This window comes from Cryobacterium sp. (assembly GCF_026786305.1).
GTDB lineage: Bacteria > Actinomycetota > Actinomycetes > Actinomycetales > Microbacteriaceae > Cryobacterium.
The window spans coordinates 1-26285 of record NZ_JAJAYI010000015.1 but is presented as its reverse complement, the minus strand read 5'-3'; the positions used below and the strand labels follow the sequence as shown (position 1 = coordinate 26285).

Annotated in this window: 16 protein-coding genes; 4 read left to right on the top strand and 12 right to left on the bottom strand. The window is 66.3% G+C overall.

Features of this window, described 5'->3' with window-relative positions; all coding sequences use genetic code 11:
• Positions 1-33: 33 nt before the first annotated feature.
• From LH475_RS01570 to LH475_RS01560, 3 genes are all read right to left on the bottom strand, one after another.
• The gene (locus tag LH475_RS01570) at positions 34-1347 is read right to left on the bottom strand and encodes a glycosyltransferase (RefSeq protein WP_196844030.1); all 1314 of its coding nucleotides are present in this window, start codon (positions 1345-1347) and stop codon (positions 34-36) included.
• A complete protein-coding gene (locus LH475_RS01565; RefSeq protein ID WP_297412699.1) occupies positions 1344-3629 on the bottom strand; it encodes a glycosyltransferase in 2286 nt (761 codons plus the stop codon). Before LH475_RS01565 ends, LH475_RS01570 begins: the two co-directional genes overlap by 4 nt.
• Before the next feature lie 403 nt (positions 3630-4032).
• Positions 4033-5427, bottom strand: coding sequence for an OFA family MFS transporter (locus tag LH475_RS01560; protein ID WP_297412698.1), 1395 nt, complete (start codon positions 5425-5427; stop codon positions 4033-4035).
• A 162-nt stretch (positions 5428-5589) separates the two neighbouring features.
• On the opposite strand from LH475_RS01560, the gene LH475_RS01555 reads away from it, so the two are divergent.
• Entirely contained in the window at positions 5590-7917 is a 2328-nt protein-coding gene (locus tag LH475_RS01555; RefSeq protein WP_196844033.1) for an FdhF/YdeP family oxidoreductase, read from the top strand.
• Between the two features lie 73 nt (positions 7918-7990).
• Here the strand turns inward: LH475_RS01555 and fdhD are convergent, their stop codons facing one another.
• The 5 genes from fdhD to LH475_RS01530 form a co-directional block, all read right to left on the bottom strand.
• Positions 7991-8836, bottom strand: a complete 846-nt coding sequence (gene fdhD, locus LH475_RS01550; RefSeq protein WP_297412697.1) for a formate dehydrogenase accessory sulfurtransferase FdhD — start codon at positions 8834-8836, stop codon at positions 7991-7993.
• Positions 8837-8841: 5 nt separating this feature from the next.
• On the bottom strand, positions 8842-9870 hold the full coding sequence (gene moaA / locus LH475_RS01545) for a GTP 3',8-cyclase MoaA (RefSeq protein ID WP_297412696.1): 1029 nt from the start codon (positions 9868-9870) through the stop codon (positions 8842-8844).
• 216 nt (positions 9871-10086) lie between these two features.
• Positions 10087-11304 carry a formaldehyde dehydrogenase, glutathione-independent gene (gene fdhA, locus LH475_RS01540; RefSeq protein ID WP_196844036.1) on the bottom strand — a complete coding sequence of 406 codons (1218 nt, stop codon included), beginning with the start codon at positions 11302-11304 and terminating at the stop codon, positions 10087-10089.
• Positions 11305-11459: 155 nt separating this feature from the next.
• Entirely contained in the window at positions 11460-13490 is a 2031-nt protein-coding gene (locus tag LH475_RS01535; RefSeq protein ID WP_297412709.1) for a PhoX family phosphatase, read from the bottom strand.
• Positions 13491-13703: 213 nt separating this feature from the next.
• On the bottom strand, positions 13704-14876 hold the full coding sequence (locus LH475_RS01530) for a glycerate kinase (protein WP_196844038.1): 1173 nt from the start codon (positions 14874-14876) through the stop codon (positions 13704-13706).
• 334 nt (positions 14877-15210) lie between these two features.
• On the opposite strand from LH475_RS01530, the gene LH475_RS01525 reads away from it, so the two are divergent.
• Positions 15211-15483, top strand: coding sequence for a hypothetical protein (locus LH475_RS01525; protein WP_196844039.1), 273 nt, complete (start codon positions 15211-15213; stop codon positions 15481-15483).
• Positions 15480-18935: a DNA polymerase III subunit alpha gene (gene dnaE, locus LH475_RS01520; protein WP_297412695.1), complete on the top strand. Its 3456-nt coding sequence runs from the start codon at positions 15480-15482 to the stop codon at positions 18933-18935. Before LH475_RS01525 ends, dnaE begins: the two co-directional genes overlap by 4 nt.
• A 7-nt stretch (positions 18936-18942) precedes the next feature.
• On the opposite strand, the gene LH475_RS01515 is transcribed toward dnaE, so the two are convergent.
• The 3 genes from LH475_RS01515 to LH475_RS01505 form a co-directional block, all read right to left on the bottom strand.
• Positions 18943-21303, bottom strand: a complete 2361-nt coding sequence (locus LH475_RS01515) for a transglycosylase domain-containing protein (RefSeq protein WP_297412694.1) — start codon at positions 21301-21303, stop codon at positions 18943-18945.
• 315 nt (positions 21304-21618) lie between these two features.
• On the bottom strand, positions 21619-23727 hold the full coding sequence (locus LH475_RS01510; protein ID WP_297412693.1) for a YhgE/Pip domain-containing protein: 2109 nt from the start codon (positions 23725-23727) through the stop codon (positions 21619-21621).
• Between the two features lie 3 nt (positions 23728-23730).
• Positions 23731-24573 (bottom strand): hypothetical protein, encoded by an 843-nt coding sequence (locus LH475_RS01505; RefSeq protein ID WP_297412692.1) that lies wholly within the window; start codon positions 24571-24573, stop codon positions 23731-23733.
• Positions 24574-24688: 115 nt separating this feature from the next.
• Here LH475_RS01505 and LH475_RS01500 point away from each other — a divergent pair, with 115 nt between their 5' ends.
• Positions 24689-25324 (top strand): TetR/AcrR family transcriptional regulator, encoded by a 636-nt coding sequence (locus LH475_RS01500; RefSeq protein ID WP_196844043.1) that lies wholly within the window; start codon positions 24689-24691, stop codon positions 25322-25324.
• Positions 25325-25397: 73 nt separating this feature from the next.
• Here the strand turns inward: LH475_RS01500 and LH475_RS01495 are convergent, their stop codons facing one another.
• Positions 25398-25613: a hypothetical protein gene (locus tag LH475_RS01495; protein WP_196844044.1), complete on the bottom strand. Its 216-nt coding sequence runs from the start codon at positions 25611-25613 to the stop codon at positions 25398-25400.
• Positions 25614-26285 lie beyond the last annotated feature (672 nt).

Genomic DNA, 26285 nt, shown 5'->3' with positions numbered 1-26285 from the left:
GGGCAAGCTGGCTGGACAAGCTGGCTGGGCACACTACCCCCGCGCCGGCACCCGGGTGAGCGCCTCATGGGCGCGCGACGCTCCTGACTGCAGGGTCAGCGACAGCGCGAGCGCGTCGAGGCGGGCGCGCGGGTCACCGGCCAGGCGCAGCATCCGCTCGCAAGCGCCCCGCAGGTCAAGAATGGTGGCAGTGTTGGGCGGCAATGAGGTGCCGAAGCCCGCCGCGTCGAGTGCGGCCGCGCCGGCGAACTGGTCGGTCGAGAACGGCAGCACGACGAGCGGCACGCCCGCGGTCATCGCCTCGGTGACCGAATTGTTGCCACCGTGGGTCACGGCGAGGGCGGCATCTCGCAGCAGGCGCACCTGGGGGAGGAATCCGCGCACCAGCCAGGAGTCCGGTATGGGCCCGAGCGCCGTGGGGTCGGTCGTCCCGACAGCGATGGCGACCCGCACCGGCAGGCCCCTCAGGGCCGCGGCGACGCGCGTGAGCACGTCACCGCGCACCGAGAGAAAGCTTCCGAAACTGACGTAGACCACGGGAAGTGAACTTCGCGCCAACCAGGCTTCGACCCCGGGATCGACGGCCTCGGAGCGCACGGCCGAGCCGAGAAACACGTGCGGCGGCAGCGCACTCGTGCGTGCCGGGGCGTGCAGTTCCTCCGGGTAGTTCAGCAGCAGCACGTCGCCGCACTCCTGGAAGGCGTCCCGGCTCGGCTCCAAGGCCGGGTCGAGCTCCCGCAGGGCGTCGTTCCACTGGTCGGTGAACGCATCGCGCACGGCCTTGCACTGCAGTTCGAGCAGGGCTAATTCGTTGGGTTCCGGCGAGAACACGGCCGGCCAGTCGGGCGGGTAGCCGTAGACCTCCGCGCCCACGGGCAGCGCCGACGGGTGTCCGAGCACAATATCGGCGTGCGCGACGCCCGCGCTGAGCAGTCCGAGCCGGGCGCTGAAGGCGAGGTGGTCGACGATCACGTGGTCTGGTCGTACCCGGGCGACAATCCGTTGCACCTCGTGGGCGATCGACACGGGGTTGTAGAGCAGGTCGCTGCTGCGCGCCTGGGCTTGAAAGCGCAGGGTCGGGACCATACCACGGCGGGTGGCGTCGAAGAAGCCGCGGAGGGCGTCGTCCTCACCCGCGGGCTGTTGGTCGACTCGGATGGTGCCCGGATTGGAGCCGCGACCCAGTTGCAGATTCTCCCGTTCGAAGCCGAAGGCGGCCACGATGTCGGCCGTTGCCGGTCCGCTCGCCACCACGACGCGTTCGCCGGCCTGCGCCCAGGCGGTGCCGAGAGTTGCCAGCGGGTAGAGGTGCGAGGCGTAGTCCGGGCTGATGATCAGCAGGGTCACGAGACGCTCAATTCCCAGGCGACCGGATCGATCGCTACGGCGACGTCGCGGTACACCTCGGCAAGGGTGGTCGCCATGGCCTCAATCGTGAACTTGTCCGCGACCATGCTGCGGGCCCGCGCCGCGTTGGCCCCTCCCCGCACTCCGGCCGCCAACGCGAGGGCGTCGGCGATGGAGCGAGTCAGCGCGGCACCGTCACCCGTATCGACGAGAAAACCGGTCACACCGTGCTCGACATAGGTGGCCGGTCCGCCGCCGTTCGGGGCGACGACGGTGAGCCCGGAGGCCATCGCCTCGAGCAGCGCGATGCCGAACTCCTCCTTCATGCTCGCGCACACATACACACCGAACGGTGCCGCGAGGCCCGGCCGGCCGTAGTGGGCAGCGGCCAGCCAGCGGGCAACGGTGTCGTTGGCACGATGACCGGCCAGCAACAGGCCCTGGGCCGCAGCGTCGCCCAGGTTACCGCCGGCGAGGGCCCCGGCAATACGCTGCAGCTCACGGCCCTCATCACCTGACGGATGCTTCAGGTCACCGCCCACAATGAGCAGATTACAACGAGCCCGCAGGGTCGTGTTGTTGTTCCACGCCTCGACCAGGGCCGCCATACCCTTGACGCGGTGCAGACGGCCAACGCTGATCAGAAGCGGCAGGCCGCGCCGCTCGGGCGGAAGCGTTCCGAGCAGGGCGTCGAGCTGGTCGAACGCCAGAGCGGCGGGTTCGGTCGCTGCCCGGGCGTGGGCGCCTGTGGGGACCAGCAGGCTCCCGCCGGTCAGGCCGAGCGATGCGAGCGCATCGGTGCGGGAGCGTTCGATCACCGCGAGGTCAATGCCCTCGGGAATGACGGAGTGCCGTTCCGGGTGCGCGTCGATGTCGATGCCGATCAGCCGTTCGATGTCCTGCTGCAGTTGCGGGCGCGGAAACAGAACGGTGTGGGCGGCATCGGCGGCGAGCCGCTGCACGAGACGGGCTCGAAACCAAAAGTGTTCGACCGCATCCACGGTGCCGAAGTTCGCCCGTGTGAGGGCGCCGCTCGATTCGAGCGAGTCGATGACGCCGTGCGGGTCGGGCGCCACGGTGAACACCACCGGAATGTCGAGGTCGCGGGCGACGGTCGCCGTGGCGAGGCTACCGACGTCGGCCATGCGCAGGTGAATTGCGTCAACCACGCCAGCCGAGCGCAGAATGCGTCGGATACCGCGCTGCGCGGCGACCCGACGCGGCCAGGCGTCGATCGACGGCACCGAACCGCCGACGAAAGGCACGGCTGCGAATGAGTGCCCCGGCAGGGTGGATCCGAGATCGGCGAGGGCATCGAGGGCGCACTCGTGGGTGCCACGCGAGATTGTGACGACACGGTTTATCCCGGCTTGTCCAGCCGGGCCGGCCACGAGGGCGTCGCCGAGGCGCACGAGCAGGGTGGCGATGCCGCCGTTGTCTCCGGCGCCCACCTGGGAGAGCTCGCCATCGATGTCGGCGTGCAAAAACAACTGGGCGATCGTGGTGCCCTGCTGAGGGCCCTGCTGCCACGGCGCGCGGGGGGCGGTCGTCGCCGTGAGGTCGAACAGGGCCAGTCGGGCGACCGCAGCGAGTTCACGGGTGTCGTCGCTGGAAACGTCACCGGCGGAGTCGCTCGGCCCGACGGCGTCAGCTTGGGAGAGAACGCTCAGGAGCGCGATCACGGCCGTGCTCGGGGCACGGTCGCCCAATGCCGCGATCGCGGCGACGCGAGCGTGCAGATTCTCGGCGCGGTCGGTGGCCACGCGGCGCAGCAGGCGCTCGGGAACGCGGCCGGGAATGAGGCCGATGGTCTCGACGAGACGGGCGCGGGCATCCGCTTCGCTGATGCCCAACAGGGAGCCTTCGAGGAACAGGCCCACCGGATCGGCAGCCGAGGAGCCCCACTGCTGCAGGGTGCGTTGGGCGAGCATGCCGGTGAAACCGCCCTCCCGCACGAGCGTGACCAGCCCCGCTATCGCGTCGTGGCGAGGCAGCCGGGTGCCGAGCGCCCACGCCGCATGCTCGCGCAGGAACGCCGAGTCGTGGTGCAGCAGGGCAACGAGGACCTCATCGGCGGAATCGTCGAAGACCTGGGCGAGCGCGTGCACCGCCGCGATGGCGGTGAGTTGGTCACTCGGGTCCGTCGCCGCTTGGGCCAGTAGCCGCACCGCCCGGACGCCCCCGTCGCGGGCGGCCGCGACCGTGAGGTCATCGGCCCGGTGAATGCCGCCCAGAATGGTGGCGGAAGCGCGCTGCGCGTCCAGGGCGGTGTGGGTGGCCACGGGCGTCTCCTCCCCGCGAAAGTCTCCGCGGATCGACCGCAGCGATTTGGGCTCGACGCGGGTGAATCTAGGTTGATATCGGCCGGTCTACGCCGAGAGAGTGTGCGAGGCACCGAACACGGGTGTGTCTGGATCGAACTTAGCTAGCTGAGCTAGCCACTTCCCCAGTCGTCATCATTGCACGAATAATAGAGGTCAGGCTGGGAGACCTCCGCTATTGCTGCCACCGGCCCGATAGACAAATAGAGTCACACCCCAGTGACTGGGGTGTGACTCTATATTTGTTTTGCAGCTGCCCTGTGGGCCTAACTGAACAGGGCCGTCACTTTCGTAAGCGTTTGATAGATGCCAAACAAGAGCGGAATCCCCACCAGCGCCCAACCAACACTGAGTTGTAAAGCCTTCATGCGCGCACCTCCCCCGCTGTTGATCCGACGAGCGGTTTCTCTGGTTCGTGGTAATCGGAGTGAACCGGTCGCACGAACAGGTTCGCCACGAAGCCGACGATGAGCAGCCCGACCATGGTGAGCAGGGCCGGCTGATAGGCAGCAGCGGTCAACTCACCCGGAGCGCCCTGGGCGTCCAGGAACGAGTTCACGATGAGCGGCCCCGCGATGCCGGCAGCCGACCAGGCGGTCAGGAGCCGACCGTGGATGGCGCCGACCTGGAAGGTTCCGAACAGGTCGCGCAGGTAGGCCGGTACCGTGGCGAAACCGCCGCCGTAGAACGAGATGATGATGAAGGCCAGAACGACGTAGAGTGCCGTCGTACTCGAGCCGACGAGCGCCAGCAGCAGGTACAACACCGTGCCGACGCCGAGGTACACCATGTAGATGTTTTTGCGCCCAGTCTTGTCCGAAGTGGCCGACCAGATGAAACGTCCGCCCATGTTCGCGAGCGACAATAGGCCGACAAAGCCGCCGGCCACAGCGGCCGAGACCAGTGAGTTACCGTCGTTCTGCCGAAAAAAGTCCTGAATCATCGGTGCTGCCTGCTCGAGAATGCCGATACCGGCCGTGACGTTGCAGAACAGCACAATCCAGAGGAGCCAGAACTGGCGGGTTCGGATGGCATTTCTGGCCGAGACGTGGTTGCTCGAGACGAGGGCCTGGGCCCGTACCCGGGACGGATCGTATCCGGCCGGCACCCACCCGGGGGCCGGAACCTTGATCGTGAAGGCGCCGAACATCATGTAGGCGAAATAGATCACGGCCAGGGTGAGAAAGAGTTTGCCGACGGAATCGCCGCTGGCGACCCAGTTCGCTGCGCCGGAGTTCGGGTCGTAGAGGCCGAGCAACGCCGTCGATACCGGGCTGGCGATGAGCGCGCCCCCGCCAAAGCCCATGATCGCCATGCCGGTTGCGAGGCCCGGGCGGTCCGGGAACCATTTGATGAGTGTGGAGACCGGGGAAATGTAGCCGATCCCCAGCCCGATCCCGCCGATGAAGCCGTACCCGACATAGACCAGCCAGAGCTGATTGCTGAAGATTCCAAGTGAACCGATGAGGAATCCCCCGGTCCAGAACAGGGCCGCGACGAACATGGCCTTGCGCGGCCCGCTGGTATCGACCCAGGTGCCCATGATGGCCGCAGACAGGCCGAGCATCACGATGGCAATCGAGAAGATCACCCCGATCTGAACCAGGCTGGCGTCGAAGTGCGCCACGAGCGCCGTCTTGTACACGCTCGTGGCATAGGCCTGGCCGATACAGAGGTGCACGGCGAGTGCGGCCGGCGGGATAAGCCAGCGATTGAATCCCGGTGGGGCGATGGTGCGGTCTCGATCGAGCCAACTCATAGGTATGTTTCCTTGCTGCCTGAACGGCGCCGTAGCCACATTGCTGCCGGTTCGAGATGACGAGACCGTGTCTTTCAAGACTATATGAACGTATCCACTGGGATTTTTCTTCTCTGGCTGGGCGGGGCAAATCCTCGTTTTTAATCATGACAGGATGTGAGTATGAAACGTGGAGCACCGGTCGAAGACATCAACGAAGACGATCTGGTCGTCAAAAAGCCCAAGACGCATGCCGCCGGACTGACCGCCGTCGTCGTCGCACTGGACCGGGGCATCGCTCAGGCCGGCCTCTCCCGCACGGTGCGTTCGCTGCTGCGACTGAACCAGCGCGACGGGACTGACTGCCCCGGCTGCGCGTGGCCCGAGTCGCAGGGTCACCGCAAGACTGCCGAGTTCTGTGAGAACGGCGCCAAGGCCGTCGCCGAGGAGAGCACCCTGCGCACGGTGACGCCGGAGTTCTGGGCTGAACATTCGATTGCAGAATTGGCCACCAAGACCGAGTACTGGCTTGGCAACCAGGGGCGCATTACGCATCCGGTCGTCATTCGCCCCGGGGACACTCACTACTCGCAGATCAGCTGGGACGACGCTTTCGAGCTGATCGGTGAGCAGATCCGCGCCACCGTCGCGGACCGCACCGTGTTCTACACCTCGGGCCGCACCGCCAACGAGTCCGCCTTTCTCTACCAGCTGTTCGCCCGTTCCATCGGCACCAACAACCTGCCGGACTGCTCCAATATGTGCCACGAGTCCTCCGGCTCCGCGCTGAACCCCACCATCGGTATTGGCAAGGGCACGGTCTCCCTGGAGGACATCCACCAGGCGGAGCTCATCCTGGTCGTCGGCCAGAACCCCGGCACGAACCATCCGCGGATGCTGTCGGCCCTGGCCGACTGTAAGTCCAACGGCGGCAAGATCGTCGCCGTCAATCCCCTGCCCGAGGCCGGACTGTTCAACTTCAAGGACCCGCAGACCCCCACCGGGCTGATTGGCCACGGGGTGAACCTGGCCGACGAGTACCTGCAGATCAAGGTCGGTGGCGACCTCGCCCTGTTCCAGGCGCTCGGCCACCTGCTGCTCGCCGAGGAGGCACGCGTTCCCGGTTCCGTCGTCGACCAGGAGTTCGTGGCTGCGAACACGCACGGCATCGATGCCTACCGTGCCGCCCGCAGCGAGATCGACTGGGATGAGACGAGGCGGGCCACCGGCCTCGACCGGGCCGGCATCGAGACGGTCGCGCAGATGCTGGTGAAGAGCAAGGCCACCATCATCTGCTGGGCGCTCGGACTGACCCAGCAGCCGCACTCGGTGAACACGCTCAAGGAGATCATCAACCTGCTGCTGCTCCAGGGCAACTTCGGCAAGCCCGGTGCCGGCGCGTGCCCGGTGCGCGGACATTCCAACGTGCAGGGCGACCGCACGATGGGCGTCTGGGAGAAGCCGAAGGAGGCCATGCTGGCCGCCCTCGACGCCGAGTTCTCCATCGTGTCGCCGCGTGAGCACGGCCTCGACTCCGTTGACACCGTGGATGCCTTCGTGCACGATCGCGTCGACGTGTTCGTGTCGATGGGCGGCAACTTCGCCCTCGCCTGCTCGGACACCACCCTGCTCGAGAGTGCAATGCAACGTGTCGGCCTCACGGTACACGTGTCGACCAAGCCCAACCGTTCGCACATCATGCACGGGCAGACCTCGCTGATCCTGCCCACGCTTGGCCGTACCGACACCGACGACAAGCATCCCGGCGGCCGCCAGGTGCTCTCGGTCGAGGACTCCATGTCGGTGGTGCGCACCACGCAGGGCCGCCTGGAACCCGTGAGCGAGCATCTGCTCGCGGAGCCCGTGATCATTGCCCGCATGGCCCGTGCCACGCTCGGCGCCGACCATGCAATTGACTGGAAGGCGATGGCCGAGGACTACGACGTCATCCGAGACCGCATCTCCCGCGTCATCCCCGGCTTCGACGATTTCAATGCCCGGCTCAAGACCAAGAACGGTTTCGTGCTGCCCAACCCGCCGCGTGATACCCGCACCTTTGCCACCGACATTGGCTTGGCCAGGTTCTCCGTCAGCCCGCTCGAGTACCTGGAGGCACCGGAGGGTCATCTGATTCTGCAGACGATGCGCAGCCACGACCAGTACAACACCACGTTCTACGGGCTCGATGACCGCTATCGCGGCATCTCCGGCGGCCGACGCGTGATCCTGATCAACGAAGAAGACGTCGTGGAACTCGGCTTCCAGGACCAAGACATGGTCGACGTCATCAGCACCTTCCAGGGTGTCGAGAAGCGGGCGAACACTTTCCGGCTCGTGATATACCCCACGCCCAAGGGCTGCGCGGCCGCATACTTCCCCGAGGCAAACGCGCTCATGCACCGCGAGCTCGTGGCGCGGGAGTCGAACACCCCCGGTTACAAGGCCATGACGGTGCGCTTTGTCGCCCACGTCGAGGAGGTCGCCCACGTCGAGGAGGCCGCCCTGGTGTAGCAGCTGGCGGCCGCCCGTCGGCTGCGTGGGAGACGCTCCACTTCCCCGGGGGTGCCCGCCCCCGAGACTGGACTCAGACGCTGACCAGGGTGTTGACTATACGCTCTGCGCCGGAGTAGATCACCATGGAGCGTCCGCGCAGGAAGCCGATCAGGGTCATGCCGACCTCGGACGCAAATTCGGCGGCGAGGGATGACGGGGCGGACACCGCGGCCAGCACCGGGATGCCGGCCATCATCGCCTTCTGCGCCAGTTCGAAGCTGCCCCGGCTGGAGACCATCAGAACGGTGCCGGATAACGGCAGAAGGTTCTCCTTCACGGCCCAACCAATGACCTTGTCGACCGCGTTGTGGCGGCCCACGTCTTCCCGGGCCACGAGCAGCTCACCGGTGGCGCCGTCGAACAGGGCAGCGGCGTGCAGGCCGCCGGTCTTCTCGAACACCGCCTGGTGCTCACGCAGCCGGTCGGGCAGACTGGCCAGCAGTTCGGCGTCGACCCGCAGTTCGTCGGCCGCGACGTTGAACCGGCTCTTGGTGCGCACCGCATCGATGCTCGCCTTGCCGCACAGCCCGCAGGAGCTCGTGGTGAGGAAGTTGCGTTCCAGGCTCGGGTCAGGCGCCGCGACGCCCTGCGCCAGGGTGACGTCGAGCACGTTGTAGGTGTTCGCGCCGTCGACAGTGGCTCCGGCACAGTAGCGCGCAGCGCTGAAATGTGCGCCCTCGGCGATGATGCCCTCCGAGACCAGAAAGCCGGCCGCGAGGTCGAAGTCGTGCCCCGGGGTGCGCATCGTCACGGCGAGGGACCGCCCGTTCACTCGAATCTCGAGGGGTTCCTCCACCGCGAGCATGTCCTCACGTGTGATCGGGCGTTCACCCACGGTCAGACGCACGACCTTACGTCGCGCTGCGATTCTGCTCATAGCACTCACCCACCAATGTAGGACATCTCGATTTTCTTCCGGCCGGATGCCCGCAGTTCGCGGGTCTTGGAGCTGCGCAGCTCCGAGTAGCGGTCCGTGCGCTCACGCCAGATGTGTGCCATCACGGTGGAGAGCTGCTCGTCGGTACACCCGCCGCGCATGAGCGCCCGCAGGTCGTGGCCATCGGTCGCGAACAGGCAGGTGAACAGTTTGCCGTCGGTGGACACCCGGGCCCGGGAACAGGAGTGGCAGAACGACTGGGTGACACTGGAGATCACGCCGATCTCGCCCTCGCCGTCCCGGTAGCGCCAGCGGCGGCTGGTCTCGCCGCTGTAATTGGGAGCGACCTCCTCGAGCGGAAGTTCCTCGTTGATGCGGCGTACCACCTCGGCCGAGGGGATCACGGCGCCCATCTCCCAGCCATTGCTGGAGCCTACGTCCATGAACTCGATGAACCTCAGAATGTGCGGGGTTCCCTTGAAATGACGCGCCATGGCTACGATGTCCTGATCGTTCTTACCCCGCTGCATGACCATGTTGATCTTCACCGGTCCCAGGCCCACCGCGTGGGCCACGTCGATGGCGTGCAGCACCTTCGAGACCGGGAACTTCACATCGTTCATCTCCTGGAAGGTGGCGTCGTCGAGCGAGTCGAGCGACACCGTGACCCGCTTCAGGCCGGCATCCTTGAGGGCCTGCGCCTTGAGCGCCAGTACGGAGCCGTTGGTGGTCAGGGCGATGTCGATTTCGCGCCCGTCCGGGGTGCGCAGCGCGGCGAGCATTGCGATGAGCTCCTCGAGGCCCTTGCGCAGCAGCGGCTCGCCGCCGGTAAGGCGAATCTTCTCCACGCCGTGGGCGACGCAGATGCGCGCCAAGCGGGTGATTTCCTCGAAGGTCATCATCTCGTCGCGTTCCATGAACGCAAAGTCCTTGCCGAAGATCTCCTTCGGCATGCAGTACACGCAGCGGAAATTGCACCGGTCTGTCACCGAGATGCGCAGATCCTGCAGGGGCCGGTTACGATGATCGGTCACCGAGCCAGTGGGTTGCTCTGTTTCGGTAGGAATGTCTGCCAGCGCGCGGAAGAACCGCTGGGCTGGTTCGATATTATTGCCGCCGGTCATCGTTCCAGCCTAAACCTCGCTTGCTTTCGCCGGTACCATACCGGCCCCGGCGCGAAAAAATTCAGCAGACGGATGCCCGGGGCCAGTTTTCACCGACCCCGGGCATCCGTCAACCGACCCCTACGCCTACGCCTTGACGTAGCCGTTCGGGTTGAGCACGTACTTCGTTGCCGCACCGGCGTCGAATTCGGCGTAGCCGCGTGGGGCGTCCTCGAGGCTGATGGCCTTGGCGTTGACGGCCTTGGCGATCTGTACCCTGTCGTGCAGGATAGCCATCATCAGCTGGCGATTGTACTTCATCACCGGGGTCTGCCCGGTCGTGAAGGACAGCGACTTCGCCCAGCCGAGGCCGAGCCGGATCGACAGCGAACCGACCTGCGCGGACTTTTCCTTGGCGCCCGGGTCGCCCGTGACGTACAGGCCGGGGATGCCCAGGGCACCACCGGCTGCGGTCACGGTCATCAGCGAGTTCAGCACGGTGGCCGGAGCCTCGTGATCGGCGTCCTTACCGTGGCCGCGCGCTTCAAACCCGACGGCGTCGACACCGGCGTCGACCTCGGGAACGCCCAGGATCTGCTCGATCTGCTCCCCCGGCTCGCCCTTGCTGAGGTCGATGGTCTCGCAGCCGAAGCTGCGGGCCTGCGCGAGACGCTCCGCGTTCATGTCGCCGACGATGACGACGGCGGCACCGAGCAGCTGCGCCGAGACAGCGGCCGCGAGGCCGACCGGGCCGGCTCCGGCCACATACACGGTCGATCCGACGCCGGCACCGGCCATGTAGGCCCCGTGGAAACCGGTCGGAAAGATGTCGGAGAGCATGGTGAGGTCCATGATCTTCTCCAGTGCCTGGTCCCGGTCGGGGAACTTCAGCAGGTTCCAGTCGGCGTAGGGAACGAGCACGTACTCAGCCTGTCCGCCGACCCAACCGCCCATATCGACGTAGCCGTAGGCGCTACCCGGACGGTCCGGGTTGACGTTGAGGCAAATGCCGGTCTTGCGTTCCTTACAGTTGCGACAGCGACCGCAACTGATGTTGAACGGCACCGACACGATGTCGCCGACCTTGATGAATTCGACGTCGGGGCCAGCTTCGACCACTTCGCCGGTGATTTCGTGACCCAGCACCAGGTTGCTCGGGGCGGTCGTGCGACCACGCACCATGTGCTGGTCCGAGCCGCAGATGTTGGTGGTCACGGTCTTGAGAATGACGCCGTGAGGCACCTTGCGGCCGACGTTGGCCGGGTTGACGCCCGGTCCGTCTTTCAGTTCAAAGCCCGGGTAATCGATATCGATGACCTCAACGACACCCGGGCTCTTGTAGGCAACTGCTCTGTTCCCCGTCATGAACTACCCTCCTCATTTTCTTCGCGGGCACGATCGAAACCGACCTGACCCGCAGTGGATGAACGCTGCGTAGTACGACTGCAGCCCTTTCACTCCACCACGGATCCCAGAAATTACAATCAGTCAATTCCCAGCCATCAATACGATTCAGCCCGTTACTGGATTTTCCAGACCTGCACGACGGATGGCCGCGGTCCGGCCCACGCGCCAGCCGGGGCGGCGACGCCCAGCGGAACATAGTCCGGGAACCGGCTCGCCTGGGCCGACCAGCTCCCGTTCTCCCCCGGGTGCTGCACGGCAACGTAGACCATCGATTGCTCGGAGCGGATGACCGGCCCGCAGGTCTCCGCCTGCCGCGGCACGGAGAGGAACTGCTGAACCCGCCCGCGCTCGGGGCCGGTGAGCGGAACCTTGAACAGTCCGTCGCAGAAGCCGATCGTGCTCGGTGCGCCGTCGGTGGAGATCCACAGGTTTCCCTCGGCGTCGAAGGCCAGGTTGTCGGGGCAGGAGATGGGCGACACCTTCTCGCTCGGAAAGCCGGCAAAATAGGTGGACGTATTCGTCTTGGGGTCACCACAGACCAGCAGCAGGTTCCAGTCGAACGTCACTGCGGTCGCATCGGAGCCGGTTTCGGTGATCTCCACGATGTGGCCGTCGCGGTTGGCCACCCGGGGGTTGGGCTCGGTGGCACCCTGCTTGCCGGGCAGGCCACGATCGGTGTTGTTGGTGCAGGCGACATAGATCTTGCCGGTCACCGAACTCGGCTGGACGTCTTCGCAGCGATCCATCTTGGTGGCGCCGACAGCATCCGCTACCAGTCGGGTGTTCACGAGCGCATCATCGGTGCTGAAGCCGGGCACTTGGCAGACACCGTCGATGACGAGCGCCACCCACTGGCCGGTGCCGTCGAAGAGACCGTCGGCGGGTAGCTGGCCGGTGCCGGTGATCTCGCCGGCCGGCGAGTTGCCGGTGAAGCGGGCCACGTAGAGCGAGCCCCGGGTGAGCAGGGTCTTGTTGTGGCTGCGAGCCTTCGAGCCCTTCTTCGTGTTGAAACGGTCATAGGAGACGAACTTGTAGAGGTAGTCGAAGCGCTCGTCGTCGCCCATGTAGGCGGCCACATGGCCGGTCTTGCCGACGATCACGTTGGCGCCCTCGTGTTTGAACCGGCCGAGGGCTGTGTGCTTGACCGGCGGCTCGTTCGGTGTCTCCGGGTCGATCTCCACGATCCAGCCGAACCGGTTCGGCTCGTTCTCATTACCGGCCACGGTGGCGTCGAACCGGTCGTCGACCTGCTCCCAGAGGCGGCCGGTCGGGCGGTTGGCGAGGCCGTAGCGGGCATCCGCTGCGCTGGTGCCTGTCGTGCGGAAGTACCCGTTGAAGTTCTCCTCACCGGAGAGCACCGTGCCCCAGGGAGTGGTGCCGCCGGCGCAGTTGCCGAGGGTACCGAGCACGGTCCGGCCGGTAGGGTCGGCCTTGGTCTTCAGCAGGGCGCTACCGGCGGCCGGTCCGGTGACGGTGAACGGGGTGCTCGCGGTGATGCGGCGGTTGAGCCGGTCGCCCACCCGGTAGGTCCAGGGTTGGCCGGCGCCGGTCCGTTCGAGGGCAACCACGGACATGCCGTGGGCCATCATGGCGACGCGACGCTGCTCATCCGCTTCGGCCGGTGTCGTGGCCGGCGCAAACATGATGCCCTCGTTGGTGTACTCGTGGTTGCTGACGAGGATGCCCTCGCGACCCTTGCGGCCCGAGCCCTCGAGAATGTCGAGGTAGTCGTTGTTGTAGCCGAACTGAAGGGCCTGCGACGCGGCCGTCTGGTGCTCGGGATCGAACGTGTCGGTTGCGGCGAATAGCGGGTCACCCCAGCGGATGATGGGATTCCACGAGTATCCGGTCGGCACCACCAACTCGTCGCCGGCGGCCGGAACCGGGGCGATCGGTGTGAAAGCGAGGCCGCCGGCCGGGCCATTCGGTGCGGCCAGCGCGGGAGCGCTCTGGCCGGACCCGAGAACGATTGCTGCAGCGCCAACGCCCACCCCCATGAGCAGGGAGCGGCGGCTCAGCGCCGCGCCGACGATGTCACGAAAGTAGTCGTTCGCACTCTCGTTGGGCACCGGGTGAAAGCAGGCATCCGCACATTTGAGGTGGCAGGTGACGGCGCTGCGCTTGCCGAGGGTGTGTCCCTCCATGGGCAGCAACGGCAGTAACGGCCGGCCCTGAGTGGGGGCGTGCTGGCGGGGGCCGGTGTATTCGTTGCGCAGCATGCGAGCGCTCCTCGTGGTCGATGTGTGCCCCGAACTGGGGATGGACCCACCCTCCCGCCGTTTTCTCTCCGGTTCAAGTCCACCCGGTGTCTCGTGGGTGAACCGAACATGAACGCTCGGTGCGGCCGGGCGAGCAACCTAGCGGGAGCGGAGAAAGAGGGCGACGGCGTGCGCGGTGGTCTCACGCACGCGTTCGGCGGCGTGTTTCTGCAGGTCGTCGAGGGTCGCCGGACCCCCGGCGATTGAGAAGGCGGCGGTGACACCGGATGCCGCGGTGTCGGCCGGCGACAAGGCCACACGCCCGGCGATAACGACGACCGGGCATCCTGCCGGGGCCAGACGTGCGACGGCCACGACCACCTTGCCGCCGAGGGATTGGGAGTCGAAGCTGCCTTCACCGGTGAGCACGAGAGCAGCGGAGGCCATTCTGTGGGCGAGGCCCACGGCATCCGCTACCAGGGTGGAGCCGGGAACCAGCTCGGCGTGCAGCAACGGCACAAGAGTGGCCGGCATACCGCCGGCCGCTCCGGCACCGGGTCGGTCGCGCATGTTCTCGCCGGTTTCACCGAGCACGATCGCGGCCAGGTGGGCCAGGCCGGCGTCGAGCTGGGCGACATCGGTCGGCTGCGCGCCCTTTTGCGGTCCGAACACGGCTGCGGCACCGGTGGGCCCGCAGAGCGGGTTGTTCACGTCGACCGCGACCCGCCAGCGTACCGCGCGGGCGCGCGGGTGCAGCCCCGTCAGGTCGATGGACGCGAGGTGGGCCAGGCCGGCCCCGCCGGGAGCAATCTTCACCCCGGCAGAGTCAAGAAAACGCACGCCGAGCCCGGCGAGCAGGCCGGTTCCGCCGTCGGTGCTGGCGGAGCCACCGACACAGAGCAAAATTTCGTCGACGTGCTGGTCAAGCAGCTCCCGGGCCAGTAGGCCGACCCCAAAGCTGTCGGCACGCTGGGGCTGGGGCGGAACATCGGCGACGAGGGGAAGTCCGTTGGATTCGGCCGCTTCGATGAGCCCGGTGCGACCGTCGGCAGAGCTGGCGTAGCGAGCCTGGCGGCTGCGCCCGAGCGCGTCGACGGTGAGCATGGTGCGGGGTTCGACGCCCCAGACGGCGGCGATGGCAGCAAGCGTTCCCTCCCCGCCGTCGGCCATTGGGCACAGCGTGAGGTGGGCGTCGGGCCGGCCGAGCGCGAGGCTGGCGTCGCGGGCTCCATGAGCCATGGCGGCGGTAGCTTCAGCGGCGCTGAGGCTTCCCTTGAACGAATCCGGCGCGATGACTATTGTCAGCGGCTTCAGCGCCGTTTGTGCGTTCATTGCGCCCGGCCGGGTGATCTGCGCGGTGCTGGCAGTGCTGTATCGGGCAGTGCTGTATCGGGCAGTGCTGTATCGGTGCGTGCACTCATTTGTCCATCGTAGGTCGCAGGCCTCCAGCCGGGTCTGGGGCATTCACCCATGGCGTATGTCGGTGGCTTGACATACACTTTTCATATAGAAGATGTATTCTATAAATTTCGACCTACAAAATATTATGTTCGAACTTTTTAGGTGAGTTCTTTCTTCTTCGTTCATCAGCATTTTCATCAGCATCATCAACAACCAACTCGTGTTCGCCGCACGACCCGCCCTTCTCGCCACCAGGGAGCCCGCCTTGCCCCACATCATTGACGCACCGGTTGACGTTGAGCTCTCTGCCGACGGCGACCCGCGCGCGTTCATCTGGAACCGGTTCGAACACACCGTGATCGGGCAACCGCAGGCCGTGTTCAAACGCACCCGCTGGTGGGAAGACGAGGGAACCCCCACCCGCATCGACACCGAGCTGTGGCGACTCGACGCCAGCCGCGGCGGCGAAGAACAGCACCGTTACGACCTGCGCCGCGGCGCGGACGGGTCCTGGGTGTTAGCACTGGACTGGGGATGACCAGTGCACCGGGGATGGACTTCGCGCACCTGCACGTCGCGAGCGCCTACTCGACCCACTATGGGGTGACGCTCCCCGAAGCCCTGGCCGAGCAGGCGGCCGCGCAGGGCGCGAGCTTTCTGGCCGTCACCGACCGTGACGGACTCTACGGCGCCGTCAAGCACGTGCGCGCCTGCGCCGCCGCGGGCATCCGCCCCGGGCTCGGCGCCGAACTTGCCGTGCATGACCAGGAGCATCGTCCGCTCGGCCGGGTGGTCGTGCTCGCCCACGGCAACACCACCGGTCGCGGCTACGCCGCGCTCTGCCGCGCGGTCAGTGCCGCCCACGACGGTGGCAGCGGTCTGCTGCGCGAGGCGAGGGCATCCGCTGCCGGCCACAGCACGAGCGCCGGGCCGAGCATTTCGCGCGCCCGGCTGGCCGACCTGGCTGGGCTCTCCTCGCTCACCGTGCTGCTCGGCCCTGACTCCGACGTCGGTCTCGCGATCGGCAGGCGTGACAATACGGATGCCGCGGCACGGCTCACCCACTGGCAACGCGCCCTGCCCGCCGACGCCGTCGTACTCGAAATCGTCTGTCACCTCGCCGAAAGCGGCACCGTCGGCAGTGTGACCCCGGCCACGCGCATGCTCGCCCTCGCCGAAAACGCCGGGCTGCCCGCAGTGCTCAGCAATGCCGTACGGTACGGCACCCCCGAAGAGGCCGTCACGGCCGACCTCGCCGACGCTGCACGCTATCTGCTGCCGCTCGCCGAAATCGAGACCCCCCAAACCAACGGCCAGGCCTGGCTCAAACCGGCCGGAGCGATGCGCCAGGTGGCCCGCATGGTCGTCGACGCCGGCCTGCACGACGCGGGTGCCCTCGAACGGCTGCTGCGTGACACCGAGCAACTCGCCGACCGCTGCGCTCTCGACCCGATCCTCGATATTGGGCTGGGCCGCCCCCGCATGCCGGAGGCACGCATCATTGGGGTCACCGGCGACCCGGTCACCGAACTGTGGCGGCGCGCTCGCAGCGGCATCGCCGATCTGTACTCCGCGAGCGGCTCGCGCGCGGTCGAAGCCGCCCACGCCCAGCTCGCCCACGAGATGAAAACGGTCGAACACCTCGGCTTTGCCAGCTACTTTCTCACGGTGTCCCGCGTGGCCGACATTATTCGCGGCATGGGAATTCGCATTCAGGCGCGCGGTTCGGGGGTCGGCTCGGTGCTCAACTATGCGCTGCGCACCTCCTCGGTCGAACCCATCGCGAACGGGCTGCTCTGGGAACGCTTTCTCTCCCCCGAACGCCAGACGCTGCCCGATATCGACATCGACGTGGAGTCGGCCAGGCGGCACGACATCTACCGCGAGGTCTTTCGTGCCTTCGGCAGCGACCGGGTCTCGCTCATGTCGATGACCAACGCCTACCGGGGCCGCGGTGCCGTGCGCGACGCCGGCCTCGCCCTCGGTCTGCCCGACGCCCAGATCAACGTGATCGCCAAGCAGATGTGGCGGTTCAACGCCCGCGACTTTCGTCGCGCCCTCGAGGAGAAGCCCGAACTCGAGGCCCTCGCTACCGAGGTGCGCGAGTCGCAGCAGCTCGATCTGCTGGTCGACCTCACCGCCAGGCTCGACCGGCTCCCCCGGCACATCTCGGTGCACCCCTGCGGCGTTATTCTCTCCGACGCGAGCCTGCTCGACCGCACGCCGGTGCAGGCGAGCGGCATGGGCCTGCCGATGTCGCAGTACGACAAGCACGACATGGACCCGATGGGACTCATCAAACTCGACATTCTCGGCGTGCGCATGCAGTCGGCGATGGCCCACGCCGTTGAAGAGCACCACCGGCTCACCGGCGAGAGCATCGACCTCGACCAGGTGCCACTCGATGACCCGAAAACGTTCGAGCTCATTCGCTCCACCCGCACCCTGGGCATCTTTCAGATCGAATCACCCGGCCAGATGGAGCTCGTCGGCAAGCTGCAACCGGAGGTCTTCAACGACCTCACGGTCGAGATCTCACTGTTTCGACCCGGCCCGATGAAAAACAACATGCCGCTCAAATATTTGCAGGCTCGGCACGGCGAGGTCGCCCCCGACTACATTCACCCCCGGTTCGAACCGATCCTGCGCGAAACCAACGGCGTCGTCATTTTTCACGAACAGGTCATGCGACTGTTCGACGAACTCACCGGCTGCGGCCTCGGAAAAGCGGATGTCTTTCGCCGGCACCTGGGTAAGCCAGAGCAACTCCCCCAGATCGAGGAGTACCTGCGCGAACGGGCGCTCGCCCGCGGCTTCAGCGTGAAGGTCATCGACCAGATCTGGACGGTGTTGGCGGGCTTTGGCAGCTTCGGCTTCGCCAAGGCGCACGGCGCCGCCTTCGCGCTGCCCACCTACCAGTCCGCCTGGCTGAAAACCCACCATCCGGCCGCCTTTCTGGCCGGACTGCTCACCCACGACCCGGGCATGTGGCCGAAAGACCTCATCGTCGCCGAAGCCCGGGTGCTCGGGGTGCCGGTACTCCCCCTCGACGTGCAGTCCAGCGCGCTGGATTATCGGGTGGAAGACCTCGCCGACGGGAGCCAGGGCATCCGTTTGGCGCTGCCCGAACTGGTTGGCAGCACGGAGACGGAGCGGGCGCGCATTGCCCGGCACCAGCCGTTTGGGTCGCTGCAGGACTTTCGTGACCGGGTGCACCCCCGAAGGCGCACCTTCGAGGCGCTCGCCCGAGTGGGCGCCCTCGACACGTTCATCGGCTACGACCGCACCCGGCGGCACGAACTGCTCGCGCACATTCAGTCGCTGCGCGGCACGGCCGTGGTGATTCGCGCCGACCAACTCGCGTTCGAGGTGGAGCTTCCGGTGCCGCGGTATTCCGGTGATCGCGCGGGCGCCATCACCTCACTCGAGCTACGCGGCCGCACCCAGACCGATCTGGAATTACTCGATCTGAACCTCGCCGTCGGGACCCACCAGATGACGCGCTTTCACGCCCTGTTCAAGGAGTTGGGGGTGACCCCGGCGAGCGAGCTCGGCAACCTGCCCGGTGGAACCGAGGTGCTGCTCGCCGGGGTGCGACGGGCCACGAACACGCCGCCGATGCGCGGCGGCCGGCGGGTGGTGTTCATCAGCCTCGACGACGGCACCGGCCCGGTCGCGAACGTCGTGTTCTTTCACGACGCGCAGGAGCGCGTGGGCGGGCAGGTGTTTCAGACCAACTACATGCTCGTGCGCGGTCGCACCCGGCGCTCGGGTGCCCGGGGCGTTTCGGTGACCGGGGAGAACCTGTGGAACCTGTTCGATGTGGCCCGCCAGGTGAAGGAGCGGCACGCCGTTGAACGCGCCGCCGCGGAGGAAGCAGAAAGCGCGGCCGCCTACGCGGCCGAACTCGCCGCGCATTCGTCGGTGCAGCGATCATCATCGCGCGCCGGTGGCGCCCTGCACCACCTCAATGCGGCGCAGAGCGCGTGAGCCGGCACTACTGGCCCGGCGGTGCCGGCTCCGCGTCGGGCGGCGCGGGAGCGTCCGGTGGAGTCACCGGCGGTGCGTCCGGTGGAGTCACCGGCGGTGCGTCCGGTGGAATCACCGGCGGTGCGTCCGGTGGAGTCACCGGCGGTGCGACCGGCGGTGCGACCGGCGGGGTCACCCGCGGGGCGACGACCACCGGCGGCGGAATGTACTTGGGGGCAAGTTCATCGAAGGCGTCACCGCCGTACTTGGCATTGACGACCGACATCACAACCGGCCACATGCGGTGACGTGCCGTCGCAATCTGGTCCCTCCCAAAGAACTGCCGCCGCTGGCTGAGCACTCCGGTCAGGCTCACCACAGCGACCACCGTGGCCACCTTGGTGCTCGCGCCACTCATCCAGGTGTCTTTGGCACCATCCGTGGTTCCGGTTTTGCCGATCATCGGCACCGACGGCACCGTATTCACGTTGGACTGCCGACCGGTTCCGCTCGTCATCACCCGGCGCATGGCGTAAGCCATACCGGCAGCCACCGTCGAATCGACCGACTGCGTGCAGACTGACGGCGGCACCGGAATCTCCACCCCGCTCGGGCCGACGATGCGGTCGATGGCGATCGGCGAGCAGGTTACCCCCTTGTTCGCGATGCCAGCGAAGGCGACCGCCATGGTGAGCGGCGCGATCTCATTGGTTCCGATCACGGATGCCGCGGTCTGCGAGAGCGGGTTACCGTTGGCCCGGTGCACGCCGAACGCTTCCGCCGTTCTGCGAATACCGCAGAGGTCGAGCCGCTTGGCCATTCCGATGAAGCCGGTGTTGATCGAGCCGACGGTGGATTGCAGCGCGGTGTAGTTGGCACCGGACTCGTTGGCATCGTTGCGCGGGTTCCAGCTCTGCTTGTCGTAGTTCTGGGGGCCGAGGCAGCTGTCCTGAAAGGCGCCCCAGTTGGCTTTGCGCCGGGAGTCAACGCGGTCATTGAGCGAGTGGCCTTCCTTGAGCCACTCGGCCAGGGTGAAGACCTTGTAGGTCGATCCGGGTTGAAACCCACTCGACCCACCCTCGGCATAGTCGGTGGCGTAGTTGATTCCGGTGTAGTTGGCCCCGGTTGCCTGCACCGTCGGGTCTTGGCTGTAGTCCTTGTTCTGCGTCATGGCGAGCACCCGACCGGTGCCGACCTGCACGCTCGTGATGACCGCGCCCACGTCGCCGCCGGCGTAGACCTTGGGAACCTGCTGGTTGATGGTGGTCACGGCTGCGTTCTGCACGTCGAGGTCGAGGGTCGTGTACACGTCGTAGCCGCCGCGACGAAAGTTGAGCATGCGGGTGGCGGCGTCGGCGCCGAAGGTGGCATCGGTCTGCAGAATCTTGGTCACATAGTCGCAGAAGAACGCGTTGGCCATCGCGGTCTGGCAGCCGGTGCTCGGTTCGGTGATGACGGGTTCGACCGGTGCCGCCACCGCGGCGTCGTAGTCGGCCTGCGTGATCTTTTTGTAGCGCAGCATTTCGCGCAGAATGTAGTCGCGGCGTTGCTTGTTGGCGGCATAGCCGTTGGCGGCCCCGTTGGTCTCGCTCGCGGGCCTGTCGAGCTGAAACTTGACCGGGTTGTTCACGATCGCGACGAGGCTCGCCGCCTGCGGCAGGGTGAGATTGGCGGCGGTGGTGTTGAAGTAATAGTTGGCGGCGGCTTCGATACCGTAGACGGTGCCGCCGAAGCCCGTGATATTGAAGTATTGCTGCAAAATGTCGCGCTTGCCGTACTTCTTCTCGACCCCGATGGCGAGCCGCATTTCCTTGAGTTTGCGGTCGGGCGTGGTTTCGGTCGCCGCGTTGTAGCAGGCGTCGTGCGCGCTCGTGTCGGTGAGCAGCTCGCACTTCTGCACGAGCACGTTCTTCACGTATTGCTGTGTGATGGATGACCCACCCTGGGTGTTTCCGCCGGCCACGGTCGTCGCCGTGGCCCGCAGAGTGCCCTGCAAATCGATCCCGCCGTGCTCGTAGAACCGCGGATCTTCTCCCGACACCGCCGCATCCTTCGCGAACGGGCTGATCGCATCCCAGCCCACCTCGATGCGGTTTTGATCGTAGAACGAGGCGAGCAATTCGAAGGTTCCGTCACTGCGAGTGGCGAAGATATCGCTCTTCTGCGACAGAGGCTCGATATTGACGTAGCCCGGCAGATTCTCGAACACCGAGATCGTGTTGGTGGTGGCTATGCCCGAGAGCGCCACAACCGGGGTCACCGACACGGTCACGAGAACGCCGGCCACCGCGCTCATGGTGACAAAACCGAGCAGCCCGCCGAGAGCGCCGTGAAAGGTGCGCCGCACTGATTGGGCCGCGCCGGTTGGAACCTCGGTTACCTGCACCACGTTTACCCCCAACTGAGTCCATCAGTGCCAGCGCCCACGCCTGCACATCGGTTCGTAATGAGTGTCATGTTAGTCATGTGCGGGCGCTCATGTAATCGGCTGACCGTAACGAAAATGTATCGGCTTGATACCGGTTTCTAAGTACTATCCGCTAAGGGCTGGAGGTTATGAATGTGAATGTTCGGCATTGAAGAGGAATTCATCTTTCTCAAGCCGGCGACGCCATCGACGAGGTCGGAAACCGCCACCACATCGTTGCGCTGCGGGCCCGGGCCGGTCAACTCGACACGACTGACGGAGCACGACTCATAGGCGTCAGATCTTCAGGGATGGGTGCAGCTTGGCGATCGACCAGATTTTCATGGAGCGACTGGCGAAAACCGAGACCGTGAACGCGCCGATTCCGAAGGCAAGCAGGGCAAGAACGTCAACCACGATGGCGCTCGTCCACCCCTCAGCGACGAGCCGCCGTACGCCATCGACCGCGTAGGTCATCGGCAGGGCCGGGCTGATCCACTGGAAGAAGCCCGGCGACGTCTGAACCGGGTAGGTGCCTCCGGCCGAGGCCAGCTGCACAATGAGCAGCAGCAGGGCCACCAGGCGACCGCGACCGCCGAGCAGGGCGATCAGGCTGTGGTGAATGGCGGTGAAGACGAGCGCGACGATGACCGTGAAGGCCGCGAGGGCCGCAAAGTTGGCCGCTTCGAGCCCCACCAGAAAGTGCAGCACCGCGAGCAGCAGCCCGGCCTGCAACAGGCCGAACAGCAGTCCGGGGGCGAGGCCGGTCAGGGCCACGCGCACCGGCCGGGCAGTGGATGCGACAGCCTGCGGTGACAGCGGGCGGAACAGAAAGTACATGCCGATTCCACCGACCCAGAGGGCGAGCGGAATGAAGTAGGCCGCGATGCCCTCCCCGTAGAACCCGACGGCGTGCTCCCGTACGTGCTCGGCCGCAACGGGTTCGGCGGTGACCGCGGCGAGGTCGCTCGCCTGGGCAGCGGTGTAGCGCGGCACCTTTGTGACGCCCGACTGCAGGGAAGTGCTCAGCGTCTCGGCACCGGTGGCAAGTTGGCCGAGACCATCGGCGAGGGTGCGCGCGCCGGTGCTGGCCGTCGTGGCGCCGAACGCCAGGGTTGTGGCACCGGCGGCCGCGCTGTCGGCCCCGGTTGCGAGCGAGGCGGCGCCGGACGCGAGCGTCGCAGCACCCGCCGAGACGGATTGAGCTCCGGACGAGACGCTCGACGCCCCCGTGGCGAGGGTGGCCGCACCGTCGGCGAGCGCGCCGATGCCGGTGACGAGCGGCGTCGCGCTCTGGTTGAGGGTGTTCGCTCCGGCCGCGACTCTCGCGGCGCCATCCGCGAGGGCCGCGATCGATTCGCCGCCGGTGGCGAGGGCCATGTTCAGCTGCGTCACAGTCCAGTCGGGGTGCGCCACCATGAGGGCGGCGATCGTCGTGAGGGTACTGGAGACGGTGCGGGTTCCCTCGGCGAGCTGGGCGGTCGCCGTCGGCAGGGTGGTCACGCTCGCGTCGACGGTGGCCGCACCGCTCGCGAGACTCGCGGAACCGGCCTGGACCCGGGCGGCACCGCTCGCGACACTCGACGAACCGGTGGCGAGCGTGCTCGCGCCGGTGGCGAGAGTGTGGCTGCCGGCATCCACTTGGGAAACCCCGCTCGCAAGAGTGGCGGCGCCGGTGGAGAGGGTGCCGAGCCCGATGACGAGTTCTGCCGACCCGTCGCTCGCGCTGCTGGCGCCGTCGCTCAGCGTTACCGCGCCGTCGGCGGCCTGCTTGAGATTGTCGTGCAGGCTCGTGAAGCCCAGGTACACGTTGTCGAGGTAGGTCTCGGAGATGGAGGTCGTGAGCTCGGCGCGAATCGCGGCGGTAACCGATTTCGTGACCTGGCCGACGATGAAATTCGAGGCGTCGTCGGTGTAGACGTGCAGTCGAGCCTGTTTTGGGGCGAAAACGGATGCTGCGATGGCGCTCGCGGAGGCGGCGTCCGGGTTCGTGGCCGTCGAGGCCAGGGCGCTCGAGAAGTCGGCGGGAACGACGAGCACGGCGAAGTTCTCGTTGTCGACGAGCGAGCTGCGGGAATCCGTTTCGTCCGTGGCGCTGCTCCAGGTGAATCCGGCGCTGTCGCTGCCCACGAGAGAGTCGACGAGTGCGGCGCCGGCGTCGATGGTCTGCGCGGTGCCGTCCGTGCCGGTCACGACCTGGGCCACGTCGTTGTTGACGATGACGGCGTGGAGTTTGCCGATATTGCCGCTCGTGTTCCAGTTGGCCGAGAGGTAGACGCCGCCGTAGATGGCGGGGACGGCGGCAATCATGATGAGCGCCAGAATGGCCAATCGGGACGACCGAAACCGGGACAACTCGATGCTGGGCAGCGAGAACAAACGGGGTCGAGCAAATTTCTGGACCACGGTCTAGGCCTTCCGGGTGAGAGCGGTGAGGGTTCGTTCGGCAGAATCCAGGTCGAGCAGGCAGACCGGGCGGGCCGGCGCCGGCTGCACGTCGTCGATCCGTTCGAGAATCTCGAACAGCTCCTTCGGATCCTGCCCGCTCGCCGCGATCGTGAGATCGTGCCAGCCGGCTATACGCAGGGTGAGCAGAGCGGCCCAGGCGCGAGTGCGGTCATCCGTGTCGCGCAGGGTGTCTACGTCGTCGACGATCAGCAGGCGAGGCCGACCAATCAGGGCCACGACCACCCCGAGCACCGCCCGATCGAGCGGTTGCAGGCAGACGATGCGATCGGTGCCGATCAATCGCGGCAGTCCGGCGGCGCGCTTACCCAGCAGGTCACCGGCACGAGCGTCGACCTCGCGAAGCAGCGCATTCACCCGCACGAGGCAAAGTGCCACCGCTTTGTGGGTGACCAGCGGTTTCCACCACGGCTGGCGCAGCACGAGGGCGGCCGCGATCTGGCGCTCGACGGTGAGGTCGTCGTCCAGACGGTTCACGATCGGTGTTTCGGCGAGAGCCGACACGTGCCGCACCTGCCCGCCCCCACTGCGAAGCGAATGCCCGAACACGGTCGCCGTTCCGGAGAAGCCACGCAGGCGCCCGGCCAGCGCGAGGAGGAGCGCCGTCTTGCCCGAGGCGAACCGACCCGATACGACGAAGAGCGCACCAACCGGAATATCGAGGGACAGGGCACCAATCACGGTTTGGCGACCCTTGCGGATACTGAAGTTGCGTGTCTGGATGGCGGGGTCGCTGGAGTCTTGCGTCGAGTTGACAGTGGGGACCAAGGCGGAGTCGAGGGTCATGCAGATTTCCATCCAACGCTGGGTTGTGCGGGGCACGATGCCGCCGTAGTATTTTCAGTACCGAGAGTATCCAATACCCAAAGTATTCACTTGTCAACTGCAATCGGAGGCACTCATGGTTGAGAAGCCCAACACCACGCTGCCCACCCCCCGTAAGCGTCCCCTGCGCACCGACGTGCGAGCTGACATTCTCCGGGCGGCGACCGACCAGTTCTTCGAATCGGGCTACCTCGGTACCAAACTCGACGACGTGGCAACCCGGGCCGGGTACACCAAGGGCGCGGTGTACTCCAACTTCGGGTCGAAGCAAGACCTATTCGGGTCCATTCTGAATGAGCGACTGGCAACCCTGCTCAGCGGGCGGCTCGCGACCATTCTCGGCGACGAAGTGCGACTCGACGACGCCGCACTCGCCCGCATCGCCCGCCGCCTGGCCGAGACCCTGATCGACGACGGCCCCTGGCATCTGCTGCTCATGGAGTTGGCCGTGCACGCCGCCCGCAACCCCCAGGCCGCTGATCTCTATCGGGAGAGCCGGCAGAGCGTGCGGCTCGCTCTCGGTGCGGTGTTCCTGGAACGCGCCGACCAATTCGGCATCGACCCGGTCGCCCATCGCGTGGACGTACTCGCCCCCCTCATCATGTCGGCGACCAACATCATGGCACTCGAGGGCCTCCTCGACCCGGACTACTTCACGAGCACGGTACAGGCCCATATGATCGAGGCAATCCTCGTTGGCACGCTGCGATAGGGCGGGTTCCTACCGTGATTTGAGCCTCGACGCCAGCCTGTGGAAAACTTAAACAGGATTGGAGCAATCCGGTCTACTGTGACCCCATGCGAAACCTGTCGCGTCGCCGCCCCGTGCACACCGTTGTGCTCAGCGCTCTCGGACTGTCCATCGCGATCGGCACCCTCAGCGGATGCATGGCCACCCCCGCCCCGAGCACCACGTCGGCGCCAGTCGCGAGGGCGAGCATCGCGCCCACCCAGGCTCCCCCGGTCTTCGCGTCGAACGACGAGGCCCTGGCTGCCGCCACGGCGGCATTCGGGGCATACCAGTCTATGTCGAACAAAATCGCCCATGAAGGGGGCGTCGACCCGCAGCGAATTTCAGATTTTGCAGTAGGGAAAGTTCGAGAATCGGAACTCGGAGTCTACGAAACGTTGTCGACAGGTGGGCTCCACCTCGTGGGCGACCTCGCATTCGACTCACTTACTATCCAAAGCGCAGACTTGGAATCGGGTGCCGTTGTCGCCTACGTCTGTCTGGATGTCTCCGACACAGATGTGGTTGACGGAACCGGTCGGACAGTCGTGCCGCCCGGCCGCCCTGATCGCTACCCACTTCAAGTGTCCTTGATCCGCGGTTCCACCTCCGACCGACTCCTCGTAGAGAAATCAGACTCATGGTCCGGTTCGAACTTCTGCTGATCGTGGCGCTCTTAGCGGCCCTACCTTTTCCAACGCAAAGCGCCACTGCTGGCATCGAAGCAGAATCGTGTGTCGGATTGGAAGGTGCACTTTTCGTTTGCCCACCACGGGCTGATGTTATTGGCCCGGGCGTCGACCTATCGGCCGGTTATAACAGGAGCTCTGGTGGCGGATCGGGCGAGTCCGGTAGGGCTGGCGGCCGGGCTGGAACGGGCGCGTCATTGGCAGAGATCTGCGCCCACCCCAATGGCAGTCTGACCTCGGAGCAGGAGTGGACG